General features: G+C 63.4%; 16 protein-coding genes. 8 read left to right on the forward strand and 8 right to left on the reverse strand.

Annotated features, from left to right (window positions below; all coding sequences use genetic code 11):
* Window positions 1-66: 66 nt before the first annotated feature.
* The 5 genes from ASH00_RS05890 (at window position 67) to ASH00_RS05910 (ending at window position 5,239) form a co-directional block, all read left to right on the forward strand.
* A complete protein-coding gene (locus ASH00_RS05890; protein WP_056545885.1) occupies window positions 67-1,416 on the forward strand; it encodes an ABC transporter substrate-binding protein in 1,350 nt (449 codons plus the stop codon).
* Between the two features lie 85 nt (window positions 1,417-1,501).
* A complete protein-coding gene (locus ASH00_RS05895; RefSeq protein ID WP_056545887.1) occupies window positions 1,502-2,467 on the forward strand; it encodes a carbohydrate ABC transporter permease in 966 nt (321 codons plus the stop codon).
* Entirely contained in the window at window positions 2,464-3,420 is a 957-nt protein-coding gene (locus ASH00_RS05900) for a carbohydrate ABC transporter permease (protein ID WP_056545889.1), read from the forward strand. Before ASH00_RS05895 ends, ASH00_RS05900 begins: the two co-directional genes overlap by 4 nt.
* 6 nt (window positions 3,421-3,426) lie before the next feature.
* Entirely contained in the window at window positions 3,427-4,437 is a 1,011-nt protein-coding gene (locus ASH00_RS05905; protein WP_056545891.1) for a LacI family DNA-binding transcriptional regulator, read from the forward strand.
* 43 nt (window positions 4,438-4,480) lie between these two features.
* On the forward strand, window positions 4,481-5,239 hold the full coding sequence (locus ASH00_RS05910) for an alanine--tRNA ligase-related protein (RefSeq protein ID WP_056545892.1): 759 nt from the start codon (window positions 4,481-4,483) through the stop codon (window positions 5,237-5,239).
* Window positions 5,240-5,347: 108 nt separating this feature from the next.
* On the opposite strand, the gene ASH00_RS05915 is transcribed toward ASH00_RS05910, so the two are convergent.
* The 8 genes from ASH00_RS05915 to ASH00_RS05950 all read right to left on the reverse strand — a co-directional run bounded on the left by ASH00_RS05915 (window position 5,348) and on the right by ASH00_RS05950 (window position 13,088).
* Window positions 5,348-6,196, reverse strand: a complete 849-nt coding sequence (locus ASH00_RS05915) for a hypothetical protein (protein WP_056545894.1) — start codon at window positions 6,194-6,196, stop codon at window positions 5,348-5,350.
* Between the two features lie 3 nt (window positions 6,197-6,199).
* Window positions 6,200-7,000: an exodeoxyribonuclease III gene (locus tag ASH00_RS05920; RefSeq protein WP_056545896.1), complete on the reverse strand. Its 801-nt coding sequence runs from the start codon at window positions 6,998-7,000 to the stop codon at window positions 6,200-6,202.
* An 18-nt stretch (window positions 7,001-7,018) separates the two neighbouring features.
* Window positions 7,019-7,840, reverse strand: a complete 822-nt coding sequence (nadE, locus tag ASH00_RS05925) for an ammonia-dependent NAD(+) synthetase (protein ID WP_056545897.1) — start codon at window positions 7,838-7,840, stop codon at window positions 7,019-7,021.
* Between the two features lie 28 nt (window positions 7,841-7,868).
* Window positions 7,869-8,867, reverse strand: coding sequence for a sugar phosphate isomerase/epimerase family protein (locus tag ASH00_RS05930; RefSeq protein WP_056545899.1), 999 nt, complete (start codon window positions 8,865-8,867; stop codon window positions 7,869-7,871).
* Between the two features lie 23 nt (window positions 8,868-8,890).
* Window positions 8,891-9,994, reverse strand: a complete 1,104-nt coding sequence (locus tag ASH00_RS05935) for a Gfo/Idh/MocA family protein (RefSeq protein ID WP_056545900.1) — start codon at window positions 9,992-9,994, stop codon at window positions 8,891-8,893.
* The gene (locus ASH00_RS05940; protein WP_235563165.1) at window positions 9,991-10,746 is read right to left on the reverse strand and encodes a sugar phosphate isomerase/epimerase family protein; all 756 of its coding nucleotides are present in this window, start codon (window positions 10,744-10,746) and stop codon (window positions 9,991-9,993) included. The genes ASH00_RS05935 and ASH00_RS05940 overlap by 4 nt, the downstream gene beginning before the upstream one ends.
* A gap of 38 nt (window positions 10,747-10,784) precedes the next feature.
* Complete coding sequence (locus ASH00_RS05945) at window positions 10,785-11,957, reverse strand: Gfo/Idh/MocA family protein (protein WP_200954750.1); 1,173 nt, start codon at window positions 11,955-11,957, stop codon at window positions 10,785-10,787.
* An 87-nt stretch (window positions 11,958-12,044) separates the two neighbouring features.
* Window positions 12,045-13,088 (reverse strand): substrate-binding domain-containing protein, encoded by a 1,044-nt coding sequence (locus ASH00_RS05950; RefSeq protein WP_056545902.1) that lies wholly within the window; start codon window positions 13,086-13,088, stop codon window positions 12,045-12,047.
* Between the two features lie 155 nt (window positions 13,089-13,243).
* Here ASH00_RS05950 and ASH00_RS05955 point away from each other — a divergent pair, with 155 nt between their 5' ends.
* The 3 genes from ASH00_RS05955 (at window position 13,244) to ASH00_RS05965 (ending at window position 16,995) form a co-directional block, all read left to right on the forward strand.
* The gene (locus ASH00_RS05955) at window positions 13,244-14,764 is read left to right on the forward strand and encodes a sugar ABC transporter ATP-binding protein (RefSeq protein WP_157359010.1); all 1,521 of its coding nucleotides are present in this window, start codon (window positions 13,244-13,246) and stop codon (window positions 14,762-14,764) included.
* A gap of 32 nt (window positions 14,765-14,796) precedes the next feature.
* Window positions 14,797-15,831, forward strand: a complete 1,035-nt coding sequence (locus ASH00_RS05960; RefSeq protein ID WP_235563210.1) for an ABC transporter permease — start codon at window positions 14,797-14,799, stop codon at window positions 15,829-15,831.
* An 81-nt stretch (window positions 15,832-15,912) separates the two neighbouring features.
* Window positions 15,913-16,995 (forward strand): polyprenyl synthetase family protein, encoded by a 1,083-nt coding sequence (locus tag ASH00_RS05965; RefSeq protein ID WP_235563166.1) that lies wholly within the window; start codon window positions 15,913-15,915, stop codon window positions 16,993-16,995.
* Window positions 16,996-17,072 lie beyond the last annotated feature (77 nt).

Genomic DNA, 17,072 nt, shown 5'->3' on the forward strand with positions numbered 1-17,072 from the left:
CGTATCAAGAGGCAAGGCGGCGGTAACCAATTCAGTGCCTAGCTGCCGGACAAAGGAGTCATTTTCATGGCGATTATTCGCGGTAAAAAAGCGGTGCTGCCAGTGGCCGCACTCAGCGTGCTAGCACTCACACTCTCCGCCTGTGGATCGGGAAGCGAGGGCGAAGGAGGCGGTGACCAGCCGGCTGCCGACTGCGCTAACTACGAGGACTACGGAACCTTCGATGGTGAAGAGGTAAGTGTCTACTCGACCATCGTCGACGTCGAAGCGGAGAGTCTCGAGAACTCGTGGGCCGATTTCGCCGAGTGCACCGGCATCGAGGTTGTCTACGAAGGCTCGAAGGAATTTGAAACCCAGATCGGCGTCCGTTCACAGGCCGGGAACCCGCCGGACATCGCCATCTTCCCGCAGCCGGGTCTGCTTGCAGCCGAGGTTGCCAGCGGCAACGTCCTGCCCGCACCGGATGCCGTCGAGGCACTTGTCGACGAGAACTGGTCCGAGGACTGGAAGGGCTACGGCACCGTGGACGGCGAGTTCTACGCCGCCCCGATGCTGGCCAACGTCAAGGGTTACGTTTGGTATGACCCTGCAACCTTCGAGGAGAAGGGCTGGGAAATCCCTACCACCCTCGATGAAATGATGACCCTCACTGAGGACATCGCAGCCGAGGGAACCATGAAGCCGTGGTGCGCAGGCTTCGAATCCGGTGAAGCCACAGGCTGGCCGGGTACTGACTGGGTTGAAGATTATGTCCTCCGCCAGGCCGGACCTGAGGTATATGACCAGTGGGTGAACCACGAGATTCCGTTCAATGATCCCCAGATCGTGGAAGCTTTCGATTCCGTCGGTGAGATTCTGAAGAACGACGAGTTCGTCAATGGCGGTTTCGGAGACGTCCGCTCCATCCTGACAACTCCGTTCGCTGATGCCGGTCAGCCGGTACTCGACGGCGAATGCGCCATGCACCACCAGGCATCCTTCCAGGCCGCCAACTGGCCTGAAGGAACCGAGGTTGCCGAAGACGGAGACGTCTGGGCATTCATGACCCCGGGTGTCGAGGCAGGCAGCAGCGCGATCACCGGTGGCGGCGAATTTGTCGCTGCCTACTCCGATGAGCCTGCCGTGGTTGCTTTCCAGACCTTTATGGCAAGCGGCGAGTTCGCGAACAACCGCGTGGAGCAGGGCGGCGCGATCAGCGCCAACAAGGCACTGGATCCGTCACTCGCGCAGAGCGCACTCGACCGGCAGTCCATCGAGTTGCTGCAGAGCGAAGACACTGTCTTCCGCTTTGACGGCTCCGACCTGATGCCGGGCGCCGTTGGCGCCAACTCCTTCTGGAGCGGCATTGTCGAATGGATCAATGGCACGCCGACCAACGAAGTGGTTGACACCATCGAAAGCAGTTGGCCCCAGTAGTTCCTTCTTCGGACCCGGCGTTCCACGGTAGTGGGACGCCGGGTCTGTCCTGACAACTGACCGCACCCAGCAAGGAGGCTGCGTTATGGAGGATCTCGGCGAGAAATTCCTGCAGGTGGTGATCGCCATGGCGATCTTCGCCGCCGTCATCGGGATCATCATGCTGCTGGTGGACCGTGCACCCAAATCGTTCCGCGACAAGGCGACGATCATCGGCTTTCTGGCGCCCGCTGCAATCCTGTTGATTGTCGGCATGGTCTGGCCCGCCCTGCAGACCACCTTCCTCGCGTTCACCGACCGCGACGGAAACCTCACCGGTCTGGACAACTTCATCTGGATGTTCACCGAGCCGACCGCCCTGGTCACCCTTCGGAACACCGTCCTATGGGTGATTCTCGTGCCCACAATCTCCACGGTCATCGGTCTCGTCTATGCCGTCTTCATCGACAAGGCGCACGGCGAGAGAGTGTTGAAGGCACTCGTCTTCATGCCGATGGCCATCTCCATGGTGGGCGCGGGCATCATCTGGAACTTCATGTACGCCTACCGCGGAGTGGAACAGGAGCAGATCGGGCTGGTCAACCAGATACTCGTCTGGTTCGGTGGCGAACCGCGTCAGTTCCTGCTCGAGGCACCGGGGAACACCTTCTTCCTGATCGCCGTCATGGTCTGGATCCAGGTGGGCTTTGCCATGGTGATTCTCTCCGCCGCCATCAAAGGCATCCCCGCAGACATCGTGGAGGCATCGCGCCTGGACGGTGCGACTGCCTGGCAGCAGTTCCGGAGCATCACCATTCCGTCAATCCGCGGTGCGTTGGTGGTGGTGATCACCACCATCACGATCATCACCCTGAAGGTGTTCGACATTGTGCGGACCATGACTGCCGGAAACTATGACACCTCCGTGATCGCCAATGAGATGTACACGCAGGCATTCCGGGCCAACGAACCCGGCCGGGGCGCGGCACTGGCGCTGATCCTGTTCCTGATGGTGCTGCCCGTGGTCATCTACAACGCCCGCGTGCTCAAGAAGCAGAAGGAAATCCGATGACTTCGACACCAGCTGTTCCAGCCATGGGAACCAAAGACACCGGGGAAGACACCACGGTACAACCGCCCATCGCCCGCCGGGTGAAACAGCGCCTGACGTCCCGCGGCGCCACGATCGCCGCGGTGATCATCGCTGTCATCTGGACCGTACCGACGCTCGGGCTGTTCATCTCATCGTTCAGGCCGGAAGAGAACATCAACCAGAATGGTTGGTGGAACGTGCTCTCGAACTTTGAGTTCACACTCGACAACTACGCGGACGTCCTGATCTCGGGCGGCAGCCAGTCGCCGAACCTCGGCCAGTACTTCATCAACTCCCTGGCGATCGTGATTCCGGCGACGCTCATACCGCTGGTGATCGCCTCCATGGCGGCCTACATCTTCGCGTGGAGCAGTTTCCGCGGGAAGGACACACTGTTCGTGTTCATCTTCGCCCTGCAGATCATCCCTCTACAGATGGCGCTGATTCCGCTGCTCACCCTGTTCGTGAACCTGAAGATCGGCGAGTTTGAGCTCCTTCCATCCGGATCCTACGCACAGCTGTGGATTGCGCACACCATCTTCGCGCTGCCGCTGGCCATCTTCCTGCTGCACAACTTCATCGCGGAGATTCCCGGTGAAGTGATCGAGGCGGCGAGGGTGGACGGCGCCGGACACGCCACCATCTTCTGGCGGATCATCATCCCACTGTCGGTTCCGGCGCTGGCCTCCTATGCCATTTTCCAGTTCCTGTGGGTCTGGAATGACCTGCTGGTTGCCCTGGTGTTCTCCGGAGGTACAGGAGACGTTGCGCCCATCACGCAGCGGCTCGCCGAGCTCACCGGTACCCGAGGCGGTGAATGGCACCGCCTCACGGCCGGGGCCTTCGTGTCCATGATCGTCCCGCTGCTGGTCTTCTTCGGGCTGCAGAGGTACTTCGTTCGGGGTCTGCTGGCTGGTGGCCTCAAGGGCTGATGCACTGTGACCGGCATCGAGGATGTTGCGGTAGCCACGGGAGTTTCAACCGCAACCGTGTCGCGTGCCCTGCGGGGCCTCGCCGGAGTCTCGGCGGGGACGCGCGCCCGGGTGCTGAGTGCCGCTCAGGAACTCGGGTACGTGCCGTCGTCAGCGGCGTCCGGCCTGGCCTCCGGACGCACCATGGCAATGGGCGTGCTGCTGCCCCTGATCGAACGCTGGTATTTCTCGGCCGTGCTTGAGGGGGTTGACCGTCAGCTCAGGGCCGCGGGCTACGACCTCATTGTCTTCAGCCTCGGTGGAACGGGAGTCAACCGGGAACGCGTGTTCCACCGCTCCATCCTGCGGAAGCGCATCGACGCCCTCCTGGTCATGTGTATGGAGCTCACCGAAGACGAGCACCTGGCCTTGCGTGAACTGGAATCGCCCACCATCGTGGTGGGCGGCTCCGTTCAGGGAGTGCGGCACGTCGGCATCGACGACGGCGCTGCCGTGCGGGACGCCGTTGAGCACCTGATTTCACTCGGTCACACCAGGATTGGGCATGTGCGCGGAGGCGGTGCCTTCGGTCTCTACTTCGAGGTGCCACGCATCCGCGAGGAGTCTTATCTAGCGACCATGGCCGCTCACGGGCTGCCCCTGCGGGATGACTGGTCCGTGTTCGGCGACTTCCGGTTCGGTGAGGCCAAGATTGCCGTGAAGCGGATGCTGTCCACAGTGGATGAACGCCCAACCGCACTGTTCTGCTCTTCCGATGAAATGGCTTTCGGCGCCCTGATTGCTGCCTCCGAACTCGGCATCAGCGTGCCCGGCGAACTGTCGATCGTGGGTATTGACGATCACGAGTTCGCCGAACCTATGGGCCTGACCACCGTGCGGCAAGTGCCTGAGGAGCAGGGAGCCTTCGCCGCGGATCTCCTACTGAGGGAGCTGGAGGGGGCGCTGCCCGTGCTCAATCCGCCAATGCAGCCCCATGAACTCATCCAGCGCACCTCGACGGGTCCGGCACCCCGCTAGCTGCTACCATCCTGGTTCGAATTCGGTCGCTACGCTGGTACGCATGGCTACTGAACTCCTCTACCTTGACGATTTCGATGTCCTGACCGCCCCCGCAACCGTCACAGCGGTTACCGTGCTCGAGCACGGCAGGCTCGACGTTGTGCTGGACCGCACCTGCTTCTACCCCCGCGGCGGCGGACAGGATTGGGACACCGGCACCATCCGCGCGGGCAGCGCGGCCTTTCGGGTTGAGGAGGTGCGCCTTGATGAGCACGGGGTTGTCCATCACCTGGGCGACGGTGAAGCGTGGAAGGAATCCGCGGGCGGGGAGGCAATATCGGAGGGCGCCGCCGTCGTGCTGGAAGTGGACGCAGACCGGAGGGCTGTCAACACGCGGCTCCATTCCGCAGGGCATATCGTTGATCTCGCCGTTGAGCGGCTGGGGCTGCCCTGGGTGCCGGGTAAGGGTGCGCACTATCCGCACATGTCCTTTGTCGAGTACACCGGGGGCGTGCCCGGTGAGGTGGAGGATGTCCGGCAGCGCATCGAACAGGAGGTCGCGCAGATCATCGGCGAGGGCAGCCGCAACGAGATCCGGTTCATGGCGGTTGCGGACATGGGTGAGTACTGCAGGCATGTCCCGGACAACATCCCGACCAACAAGCCCGCGCGGATTGTGCTCTACAACCAGACGTTCGGCGTGCCGTGCGGTGGAACCCACGTCCGGGATGTCGCGGAGGTCGGTACGCTGAGCATTCCCAAGATCAAGTCGAAAAAGGGCGTCACGAAGGTCTCGTACGCGGTAGAGGGCGTGAGCTGACCGTTACGGTGGTGAGGTAGGCACCGAAATCCGAGACCGTCGAAGCAACCCAGAACCGGACAAAGGCGGGATTCCGGCGGAGCTGCATGCCCTGCGGAGTCCGCCGGCTCAGGACGCGCGTGCGAGCTGGCGAATGGGAACCCACCGTGATGCGAGGCGGCGGTAAGCCGCGGCCGCGCCGGTCATATCCGCTTCGGCGAGGCACTCGATTCCCATCCGGACATCCATGGGGGACTCGTCCGGAAATACCAGGTCCGCAACCGGTCCGTAGTCGAGTTCGACGACGGCGTCGCGGCGGAAAGACTGCAGCCACTGAGTGATTTCGGTGAGCTCTTCCAGCAGATCAAGCTCCGGAGCAGCGATCGCGAGCCCGGCGACGGCACGGCGCGCACGATCGATGCAGTCGCTGATGGTGGCGGAGACTCGGACGGTGTGGACTTCGCCGTCGTCGTCCACCACCTCGGTGAGGTCGTCTTCGTGGATGAGGACAAACCAGGCGAAGGGGATGCCCCACGTCGCAGAGCGGGTATGCAGCTTGGCGGTGGATTCGGTCAGCGTTTCGGGATCGAGCCGCGCCTGGTGCGCCTCCCTCGCGATCTCCGGGAGGAGCACATCCATCAGCGGACCGCGGATGGTCTGCTCGAGGGACTCAGCGGATAGGTAGGTGCGTACTGCCAGCTGGTTAGGGCAGTAGTAGGGCGCGGTGGTGCCGTTGCTGCGCGGGAAATGCAGCACGCGCACAAGATCCTGCGCGTGGTGCGGAAACGGGTCCGATACTGCGCGCGTTATGCGCCGCATCGCATCGATGCGTTCCAGCTGCTCGGTGACCCTGCGGCCGCGGGTCCGCTGTTCCAGGATGGTGAGCTGCTGGGCGTCACTGAAGGCATCAAGCGGCTCATACACCCGTAGGTAGGAAACGTAGGGGAAACTGCTGCCGGCGCCGGGCACGTCAGCCATGGATCAGGTCAGCTCTACGATGACCGGCGCGTGGTCAGAGGCGCCCTTGCCTTTGCGTTCCTCCCGGTCGATCGACGCGCCGCTGACCCGCTCTGCGAGGGCGGGGGAGGCCAGGATGAAGTCAATACGCATGCCCATGCGCTTGGGGAAGCTCAGCTGCTTGTAGTCCCAGTAGGTGTAGACACCGGGGCCCGGGGTGTGGGGGCGGACAACATCGGTGAAGCCCGAGTTCTCGAACGCGTGGAAGGCTGCGCGCTCCGGCGGGCTCACATGCGTGTAGCCGTTGTTGACGAAGAGGTCGATATCCCAGACGTCCTCATCCTGCGGCGCGATGTTCCAGTCCCCCGTCAGCGCAACCTGGGCGGAGGGGTCTGCCTCCAACAGTCCGACGGCGTGCTTGCGCAGCAGCTCAAGCCATTCGACCTTGTACGCCATGTGCGGGTCCCCGAGCGCCCGCCCGTTCGGGACGTACAGGCTCCACACGCGCACGCCGCCGCAGGTTGCACCGATGGCGCGGGCCTCCTGCACGGGGTCGGTGTCCTTCCCGAACACCGGCTGCCCGGGGAAGGTGCGCTCAACATCGGTCAGCCCAACACGTGATGCAATGGCGACGCCGTTCCACTGGTTCAGACCGAAGTGCGCAACCTCGTAGCCGCTCTTCTCGAACATGTCCCAGGGAAAGTTGTCGTCTTTGCACTTGGTTTCCTGGATGGCAAGGACGTCCGCATCGGAGCGGTCAAGCCAGGCTTCCACGCGGTCGGCACGGGCTCGGAGGGAATTGACGTTCCAGGTCGCTATTTTCACAGTTGCTACGTTACCTAATCAGCGCCACCACGAGTCGTCGATGGAAACCGGGACGGTGCGCTTGTGCCGGGTCATCAGGTAGCGGCGCTCGATCAGCTGCGCGGCTTCCTCGGGAACGTCTCGACCCTCGAGGTAGTCATCGATCTGCTCATAGGTGAGACCGAGCTCGTGCTCGTCGCTCTGCCCCGGTTTCTCATCCAACAGATCCGCGGTGGGGATCTTGTTGTAGAGGCGCTCCTGCGCGCCGAGTTCCTTCAGGACCTGCCGGTTCTGCCGTTTATTCAGGCCGAACAGGGGAAGGATGTCTGCCCCGCCGTCACCGTACTTGGTGAAGAAGCCGGTGACTGATTCCGCGCCGTGATCGGTGCCGATGACCAGCAGGTTGTCATCACCGGCCAGGGCGTACTGCGCCACCATTCGTACGCGCGCCTTGACGTTCCCCTTGTTGAAATCGGACATCTCGTTGCCTGCAGCGCTGGTGAACTCAGCCTGGAAACCGTCGACGGCGGCAGCGACGTTGTAGACAACGGACCGGTCCGGTGTGATGAACGCCAGAGCAGCCTGCGCGTCCTCCTCATCATGCTGCACGTTGTACGGCAGGCGAGCCGCGACGAACGAGGCATCGATGCCGTCGGCCCGCAGCTCATCGGCTGCTAGCTGCGCGAGCTTCCCGGCAAGGGTGGAGTCCAGGCCGCCGCTGATTCCGAGCACGAAGCCCTTGGTGCCGGTGGCCCGGACGTAGTCCTTGAGAAAGTCCACGCGCCGGCGGATCTCCTCCGCAGGGTCGATGGTGGGGCATACGCCCATTTCTTCGATGATCTTCGCCTGGAGTTCGCGCATGGGGACAGGTTACTAAACTCCGGAGGACCTACTGCTTGAAGGCGGCATCGAAGGACAATGACGACGGCGCGAAGTCGAACTTCTTGAGGAAGGCCAGGGCCTCGGGGGCTCCGTCCAGGCGGTCCATGCCGGCATCTTCCCATTCAACCGAGATCGGCCCTTCATAACCGATCGAGGTCAACGCGCGGAAGCTGTCTTCCCAGGGCACGTCTCCACGGCCCGTGGACACGAAGTCCCAGCCGCGGCGCGGATCTCCCCATGGCAGGTGGGAGGAAAGGATGCCGTTGCGGCCGCCGCCCATCCGCATCTTCGTGTCCTTGCAATCCACGTGGTAGATCCGGTCAGCGAAGTCGGAGATGAAGGCTACCGGGTCGATCTGCTGCCACATAAAGTGGCTCGGATCCCAGTTGAGGCCGAAAGCGGGACGGTTGCCGACGGCGTCAAGCGTGCGCTTGGTGGACCAGTAGTCGTAGGCGATTTCGGAGGGATGCACCTCGTGTGCAAACCGCACACCGCAGTCATCAAACACGTCCAGGATGGGGTTCCAACGGTCGGCGAAATCCTGGTAACCGGCATCGATGACGTCCTGGCTGACGGGCGGAAACATCGCGACATACTGCCAGATCGAGGACCCGGTGAACCCGACGACCGTCTTCACCCCGAGTTTCTGCGCAAGCTTGGCGGTGAGCTTCATTTCCTCCGCTGCACGCTGCCGGACGCCCTCCGGATCGCCGTCTCCCCAAATGCGCGGCCCGACGATGGCTTCGTGGCGGAAGTCGATCGGATTGTCACAGACCGCCTGGCCCTTGAGGTGGTTGGAGATGGTCCAGACCTTGAGGTTGTTGCGCTCCAGAATGTCGAGACGGTCCTGGATGTAGTCATCGTCGTCCCACCGCCACGCGTCCAGGTGGTCTCCGGAGACTGCGATTTCCAGGCCGTCGTAGCCCCACTGGCCCGCGAGTTCGGCGACCTTCTCAAACGGCAGGTCGGCCCACTGGCCGGTGAACAGTGTGAAGTTGCGTGCCATGATTTTCTCCTTGTGTGAGTGGGTCAGGAAAGAGTGCGGGTAGTGGGGTCCCAGTCCTCGGGCAGGGGCTCGGCCGCAACGGCTGAACTGGCGACGTCAACGAACGCGTGCCCCTCCACCGATTCGGCGATCGAGGCCATGGTGTCCAGGACGTGGAAGGCGGTTTCGCCCTGGGCGCGGTGTGGAACGCCGGCGCGGATCGAGCGGGCCAGGTCGAGGACGCCTGTGCCGCGACCGTAGGTGGAACCGACGGCCGGGAAGGTCTCCCAGTCTTCGGCGCCGTGGCGGTGGAGGCGGATGTCGCCGTCGAACATGTTGGGGTCCGGAATGGCGATGGTCGCCTCGGTTCCGGTGATCTCAACGAAACCTTCGCGCCGCAGCGGTGAATCGAAACTGAAGTTGCTCGTGGAGGAGGCGCCGCCCTCGAACTGGACCAGCGCACTGACATGCGTGGGAACAGTGACATCGAACTCTTCACCCGCGCGCGGCCCGGAACCGATCACCCGGGTTTCCCGCGAGCGTGATCCGAGCGCGGCTACCGTCTTCACCGCGCCGAAGGCCTGGACCAGGGTTGTCAGGTAGTAGGGACCAAGGTCGAACAGCGGCCCGGCGCCCTCCTGAAACAGGAACGCGGGGTTGGGATGCCAGGCCTCGGGACCGGGCGACTGCATGAGGGTCAACGCAGTGAGCGGCACTCCGATGTCCCCGCGCCGGATCATGCGCAGGCCCGTCTGCAGGCCCGCGCCGAGAAAAGTGTCAGGGGCACAGCCAAGGCGGAGACCGGCGTCGGAGGCTGTCTTCAGGAGCAATTGGCCGGATTCGCGGTCGAGTGAGAACGGCTTCTCGCTCCACACATGCTTCCCGGCGGCCAGCGCGTCCAGCGCGACGGGCACATGCGCGGCGGGAGTGGTGAGGTTGACGATGATCTCGACGTCCGGATGCGCGAGCGCGTCCGCGACAGCCCCGGATGCTGGAATCCCGAACTCCTCCGCGCGCGCCCGGGCTGCCTCCGGGAAGAGGTCAGCGACGATGTGGACCTGCACATCGGGGAACGCCGTGAGGTTGGTCAGGTACTCCTTGCTGATGACGCCCGCACCGATGATGCCGACGCCCACCGGGCCGCTCATGCTCCTGCCTGCCTGGAGTCCGCCTGCAGGTAGTGCAGGCTCGCCTCGAGCGCCTCGAACAGGTCACCGGCGCTGTCATCGAGCTCGACGACACCTACCTCTACCGATCCGGCAGCGGCCAGGACTGAGGGGACGTCCATCCTGCCCGCGCCCACCGCCACCTGCGAGGTGTTGTCCTTGTCCAGCGCTCCGTCCTTGAGGTGGATGAACCGCACGCGGTCGCCCAGCTTCGCGAGCAGCCCAGCCGGGTCCTGCCCGCCCACTGCCACCCAGTAGGTGTCCACTTCAAGTACGACGGCGGGATCCAACGCACCGGCGAGCACCTCCAGCCCGGTGCGGCCGCCGAAATCAGTTTCCACCTCCCACCAGTGGTTGTGGTAGCCGACGGTGATGCCGTACTCCGCGCCGAGGGTCGCCACCTCGTTAAGGGCCTGTGCGGTCTGCTCGATGGCCTCCTCGGTGGTCCACCGCTCAGGGTGCACCATGGGCTCGATGACCGTGCCGATGCCCAGTGTCCGGGCCGCTTCAAAGGTGAGGTCGCGGTCGCCGTCGAGCAGCGGTGCGTGGCCCGACGGAGCGGCCATGCCGTTGCGTTCCAGCGCAGCGGAGAGCGCCGCCGTGTTCGTTGCGAAGTTGTAGGGCTCGACCCGTGAGAAACCGATCGATGCAAGTCTGTCGATGGTGCCGTCCAGATCAGCCTCGAGGGCTTCACGGACGGTATAGAGCTGTACAGACAGGGGTGGAGTTGGCACGTGGGATCCTCTCGCTGGCGCCGTCGGGATAGCCGGTACTAGATAGTCTTAGTCCAGATGCTGTCAGCTTCCGCGCTGCGCTCCACACCGTTAAGGACCTTCTGCACCTGCAGTCCGTCCGCGAAGGATGGCTCCGGCTGGCGATTCGCTGTGATTGCTTCGACGAAATCCTTGGCCTGATGGGCAAATCCATGTTCATAGCCCAGGATGTGCCCGGTGGGCCACCAGGCAGACATGTAGGGGTGGGAGGGCTCCGTCACCATGATGTTGGTGAAGCCCTGCCGGGTATCAGGCGCGGTTGCATCGTAGAAGCCGAGCGAGTTCATGTTCTCCAGATCGAAGGAAATCGCGCCGGTGGAGCCGGACACCTCAATGCGCAACGCGTTCTTGCGCCCGGTGGACATGCGGGTCGCTTCGAATGAGCCCACCGCGCCGCCGTCGAACCGGCCGCTGAACAGGGCAAGATCGTCCACTGTGACGCTTCCCCGCTCGGCTGAGGCGGTGCCTGCGAGCCCGGAGGCTTCGGCCAGCAACGGACGCTCGTGCACAAAAGTGTTGAGGATCCCGCTCACACCGGTGATCTTCTGGCCGGTGATGAACTGCGAGAGATCTACCGCATGCGCGCCGAGGTCACCGAGTGCGCCGGAGCCGGCGGATTCCTTCTGCAGCCGCCACGTCAGCGGGGCGTCGGCGTCAACCAGCCAATCCTGCAGGTACGCGGCACGTACCTGACGGACCTCGCCGATTGCACCGGACTGAACCAGATCCCTCGCGAAGGCCGCTGCAGGAACGCGGCGATAGGTGAAACCAACCATCGCGAAGACGTTGTTGCCGGCGCGGTCAGCGGCGGCTGCCATCGCCTCAGCCTCTTCGAGGGTGTTGGCGAGCGGCTTCTCGCACAGAACGTGCTTTCCCGCCTCAAGCGCTGCAATGGCGATCTCCGCATGGGATCCGCCGGGAGTAACGATGTCGATGACGTCGATGTCGTCGCGGGCGATGGCCGCCCGCCAGTCAGTAGCCGTCTCTTCCCAGCCCCATTTACGAGCCGATTCCTCTACTCCACGGGCGTTGCGCCCCACGAGCAGGGTCATCTCCGGCCCTGCCGGCAGGTCGTGGAAGCGCGGTGCAACCCGCCACCCCTGCGAATGGGCAGCCCCCATAAATCCGTGTCCGATCAGGGCGATTCTCAGGGGTGGTGCGTCGTTGTGCATGTTTCCTCTTTATCCGGCGGCGGTTATAAGCAGTTGGATGGAGGCGGGGCGCCCTGCCAGCGATTGAGCGCCCCGCCCCTTAGTGTCCTACGATTCGAAGGCCGTCGGCAGGTACTGCTCAACGTTCTCACTGGTGACAACCGGAGCGTTCAGAACGATGCGCTTCGGAACCTCGACCTCCACCAGATCGCTCATGGCCTTGCCCTGGACGATCAGGCGGGCAAGGAGAATGCCGTCGGCCGCCTGGGTGGCGGGGTAGATGACGGTAGCTTCCAGGACGCTCTCACCGGACTGGATCTCTCGCATGGCGTTAGCGGATCCTGCGCCGCCAACCATGAAGAATTCGTCGCGGCCGGCGTTGTCAATGGCTGCCAGGACACCGATGCCCTGATCATCATCATGGTTCCAGATCGCGTCGATCTCCGGTGCTGCTGAGAGGAGCTGCGAGGTTGCTGCTTCGCCTCCGGCAATGGTGAAGTCGGCTGCGACGCGGTTGTCCACGTCGAGGCCGCATGACTCCAGTGCATCGGCGAAGCCCTGGCTGCGGTCCTGAGTCAGTGGTAGCGAGTCGACGCCGGCGATCTCGGCAACCACTGCGTCCTCGTCACCTTCGAGCTGTTCGCAGATGTAGGTGCCGGCGCTGACGCCCATTCCGTAGTTGTCGCCGAGGATGGTGGTGCGGGCAGCAAACGGGCTCGAGAATTCACGGTCAACGTTGATGACCGGGATGCCGGCTTCCATGGCCTGGGTGGCCACCGGGGTGAGGGCGGCGCCGTCCGTCGGCAGGAGCACGATGGCATCGACGCCGTCGTTGATGAACTGTTCAACCTGGCTGATCTGAAGGTTGGCGTCATTGGTTCCCTCGGCGACACGCAGGTCGATGTCCGGGTAGTTTTCAGCCGTCGCGATGGCAGCGGAGTTGATGGCGCCCAGCCAGCCGTGGTCGGCAGCAGGTCCGGAGAACCCGATGACTACGGTGTCGCCTTCGGCCTGGTTTCCTTCGACGGATGCATTGGTGGGCTGCGTGTTGGTGTTACCCGCGTCGGCTGTGCACCCGGTGACAAGGGCGCCGACAGCCAGGAAGGCACCGGTGGTGACGAGCATCTTCCGGCCCGTACGAACTGCAAGCATGTGAATCTCCTCAATGAGTTAGGTGCGTCTTCGCAAGGGTGCAGCATGCATCTTCCATGGCCGCTTCTTCGCGTGACTGCAATCACAATAACAGAAGATCGAAAGAAATCGACGACTTTATACCGATTGCCGACATAATGTGTTAGCTTCGTCTCATGTTCGAAGAAGATCAGCCACGTCCGTTGCTCGAAGTTCGGGGGATTACCAAGCAATTCGCTGGTGTCCAGGCGCTTAAAGGCGTCGACCTGCAGGTACTTCCAGGAGAAGTGCACTGCGTCATGGGTCAGAACGGAGCCGGTAAATCCACCCTCATCAAGACGCTGTCCGGAGTACACCAGCCCGACGGCGGTGAAATCCGCTGGGAGGGAAAGGAAATCTCGATTCCCGGCCCCACCGCCGCCCTGGATCTCGGCATCGCCACGATGTACCAGGAACTCGACGTCGTGGATGGACTGTCCGTAGCGGAGAACATCTTCCTCGGGCATGAACGCGCCAGCGGAGGCGTGCTCCACGTCAAGAAGACAAATGCGATCGCGCGTACCCTGCTGAAGCGGCTCGGGCACGGCGGTCTTTCGCCGTCCACCGAGGTCGGTACGCTCTCTGCCGCCAACAAGCAGATCGTGAGCATGGCCCGCGCACTGTCGCGGGATACGAAGCTGATCATCATGGATGAGCCGAGCGCCATCCTGGACTCCGGCGAGGTGGCCAACCTTTTCCGCGTGGTCCGCGAGCTCACGGCCCAGGGCATCGCTGTCGTCTACATCTCCCACCGGCTGGAGGAGATCCGCCAGATCGGTGACCGCATATCCGTGATCAAGGACGGCCGGAGCACAGCGAGCGGTCTGAGCGTCACCGATACGTCGAGGGCGGAGCTGATCCGCCTGATGACCGGCAGGGACGTCGAGAACGTTTTCCCGGAGGGGACACCGGTACCGTCCGATGCTCCCATAGTTCTCAAGGTCGACAACCTGGAACTGGCCGGACACTTCGAGGATGTCAGTTTCACGGTACGGGCAGGCGAGATTGTCGGGCTCGCCGGCCTCGTCGGGTCCAAGCGGTCGGAGATCCTTGAAACCATCTACGGTGCACGGAAGGCTTCTTCCGGGACGGTATCCGTCAACGGCAAGGTACTGCGTCCCGGGTCTGTTCCAGCCGCGGTTGACGCGGGAATCGGGCTTTCGCCGGAGGAACGCAAAAGTCAGGGCCTGATTCTCGATGAACCGATCTTCAAGAACGTAACGCTCTCGACCTTCGAGCGTTTTGCCCGCTCCGGATATCTGAATGAAAAGGCAGAGAGGAACGCCGCGCGCGAGCAGATCGCAGCCCTCGAGTTGCGTCCAGCTGATCCGGACCGCCCGGCCCGGACGCTTTCCGGCGGAAATCAGCAGAAGATACTCCTCGCCCGCTGGCTCGTGCACGGAACTCCGGTGCTGCTGCTCGACGAACCAACCCGCGGCGTCGACGTCGGGGCGCGCGCTGAAATCTACGCGCTCATCCGCAAACTCGCCACTGCCGGGACCGCAATCATTGTTGTTTCGAGCGAAATCGAGGAAGTGCTCGGCCTCGCCGACAATGTCCTCGTCATCGATGACGGCACCGTTATCACCCAAACCAAAGCAAGCGACCTAGACGAGCACGGAGTGCTCGACCTCGTCATGAAGGGAAGTGCCGCGTGAGCGAGCAGAAGACCAAGGTGGCTGAACCGCGCATCGACGCGTCGGCCGACCACAGCGCCCCGAAGGCCAACCCGCTACAGAGCTTCCTGAAGGGCTCCGGAGGCCGCAGCCTGGGGCTGGTCATTGCCCTGGTGCTGCTGTTCGTGGTGGGTGCCATCACCAGTGGGGACCGGTTCCTCAACCCCGAAAACATGCTGACCATCCTCCGGTACGCCTCGATCATCGGTGTGATCAGCATCGGCGTCACCTTCGTTATCACCGCCGGAGGCATTGACCTTTCGGTCGGTTCGGTCATGGGACTGGCGACCGTCGTTGCTACCCTGACCAGCGTCCAGCTGGCGGCTACGCAATCATCCTGGATTCTCATGGTGCTTGTGGCGCTCGCGGTCGGTGCCGGAGCGGGCCTGATCAACGGCGTTGTGATCGCTTATGGCAATGTCGTCGCCTTCATTGCCACCCTGGCCATGCTGGTTGGCGCACGGGGTCTGGCCGAGCTCATCTCCGGGCGCAGCACGCAGATCGTCGTCAACCAGGACTTCCTGCAGGTCATGCGCGCTGACTTCCTGGGCGTTCCTGTTCTCGTGTGGATCTTCCTCCTTGCCGCTGTTGCAGGATGGTTCCTCCTAAACCGCACCACGTTCGGCCGGCGGACCATCGCTATCGGCGGAAACCTCGAAGCCTCCCGCCTGGCGGGTATCAAGGTGAAGCGCCACCTGGTCTACCTGTACGTCCTGGCCGGACTCGCTGCGGGCATTGCGGCTGTCATGATGCTCGGCCGCACAACAGCCGGCACCTCGACGCACGGTCTGCTCTACGAACTGGACGCGATTGCCGCCGTCGTTGTTGGTGGAACACTGCTCATTGGCGGGCGCGGCACAATCATGGGCACGGTTCTGGGTGTGCTGATCTTCAGCACACTCACCAACGTCTTCATCCAGAACAATCTGGACACCTCCGTTCAGGCTCTAGCCAAAGGCGTGATCATCGTGGTTGCCGTTCTGTTGCAGCAGCGCTTTGCAGCCAGCGGCAAGACACGACGGGCCAAGACGAAACCTGCGAAGGCCTAACCGCAAAACCAGATGCAGGTCACCCAGCCGGCTCCCGAACTCCGGGAGCCGGGCGAGCAGCGGTAACCGGAAGGTGAGTCGGTGAGTTTCCTGAACGCGGACTACGCGCTGCACGGCAACGCAGACCTCGACCTGGTTGAGGATGCCCTCCAACGGTTCTTCAGTGACGCGAAACTCCGTGCTGTATCGGTGAACGCTGCCTACCTCGGTCTCTGGGAATCGCTGGAAAGGGCAGCCGCGGGCGGCAAGCGCTCCCGCCCGCGGCTGGTTCTGCTTGCCTACCAACAGCTGGGAGGTACTGATGCCTCCAGCGCGGCGCAGCTTGCCGCCGTCTATGAGCTCCTGCACAGCGCGCTGATCATTCACGACGACGTCATTGACCGTGACTTCGTCCGTCGCGGCAGCCCCAACGTGTCCGGCCACTACAGGAACCGGGCACTGCGCACCGGAGCTTCCCCGGCGGCCGCTGAGCACGCCGGAGTTTCGGCAGGAGTACTCGCCGGTGACCTCGCACTCTCGGGTGCCTACCGGCTCTTGAGGTCCGTGGCGGCGCCGGAGGCCGTAGCGCAGCGGCTTGGCGACATCCTCGATGATGCCGTTTTCTCATCAGTGGGCGGGGAGGTCCTCGACATTGAGTTCAGCCGGACGCGGGACATGCCCTCGCTCGAGGACATCACCAAGACGGCCCACCAGAAAACGTCTGTCTACTCGTTCGAGGCGCCGCTACAGGCTGGAGCCGTGCTGGCCGGGGCTCCGGAGCCGGTCGTCGCGGCCTTGACGTCTTTCGGGCGTTACGCCGGGATCGCCTACCAGATTTCCGATGACCTGCTGGGTGTTTTCGGCAGGGAAAGCCGGACGGGGAAGACCAGCTGGGGAGATTTGAGGGAGGGCAAGCGGACAGCCCTGCTCTCCTATGCAGCAACGCGGCCGGAATGGAGGAGCGTCGCGGCACTCATCGGCTCCTCGGACCTGACAGCCTCCAGCGCCGGGTACGTCCGCTCTGTTCTGGTGGCCTGCGGTGCCAGGGACTTCGCGGTCAGGCTGGCTACCGAGAACGCACAGCTCGCCGTTATGCATCTGGAGTCCGAGGGCGTGCCCGACGGACTGCGCAGCAGCCTCGAGCGCATGCTGTTCGCCGCCATCTCCGAGGCCACCTCACACTAACCGCGCTTCTGCCGTTCGCCCGGCTCAGGGCTGCCGCCTGTTCTGCCGTTATCATGAAGGAACAATTCCGGCTCCGA

This window comes from Arthrobacter sp. Soil782, from assembly GCF_001428435.1.
GTDB classification, from domain to species: domain Bacteria; phylum Actinomycetota; class Actinomycetes; order Actinomycetales; family Micrococcaceae; genus Arthrobacter_D; species Arthrobacter_D parietis.

Coding starts and splice junctions, on each gene's coding strand:
- ASH00_RS05890 (WP_056545885.1), top strand. CDS start 67: ATGGCGATTATTCGCGGTAAAAAAGCGGTGCTGCCAGTGGCCGCACTC.
- ASH00_RS05895 (WP_056545887.1), top strand. CDS start 1,502: ATGGAGGATCTCGGCGAGAAATTCCTGCAGGTGGTGATCGCCATGGCG.
- ASH00_RS05900 (WP_056545889.1), top strand. CDS start 2,464: ATGACTTCGACACCAGCTGTTCCAGCCATGGGAACCAAAGACACCGGG.
- ASH00_RS05910 (WP_056545892.1), top strand. CDS start 4,481: ATGGCTACTGAACTCCTCTACCTTGACGATTTCGATGTCCTGACCGCC.
- ASH00_RS05915 (WP_056545894.1), bottom strand. CDS start 6,196: ATGGCTGACGTGCCCGGCGCCGGCAGCAGTTTCCCCTACGTTTCCTAC.
- nadE (WP_056545897.1), bottom strand. CDS start 7,840: ATGCGCGAACTCCAGGCGAAGATCATCGAAGAAATGGGCGTATGCCCC.
- ASH00_RS05930 (WP_056545899.1), bottom strand. CDS start 8,867: ATGGCACGCAACTTCACACTGTTCACCGGCCAGTGGGCCGACCTGCCG.
- ASH00_RS05935 (WP_056545900.1), bottom strand. CDS start 9,994: ATGAGCGGCCCGGTGGGCGTCGGCATCATCGGTGCGGGCGTCATCAGC.
- ASH00_RS05945 (WP_200954750.1), bottom strand. CDS start 11,957: ATGCACAACGACGCACCACCCCTGAGAATCGCCCTGATCGGACACGGA.
- ASH00_RS05950 (WP_056545902.1), bottom strand. CDS start 13,088: ATGCTTGCAGTTCGTACGGGCCGGAAGATGCTCGTCACCACCGGTGCC.
- ASH00_RS05955 (WP_157359010.1), top strand. CDS start 13,244: ATGTTCGAAGAAGATCAGCCACGTCCGTTGCTCGAAGTTCGGGGGATT.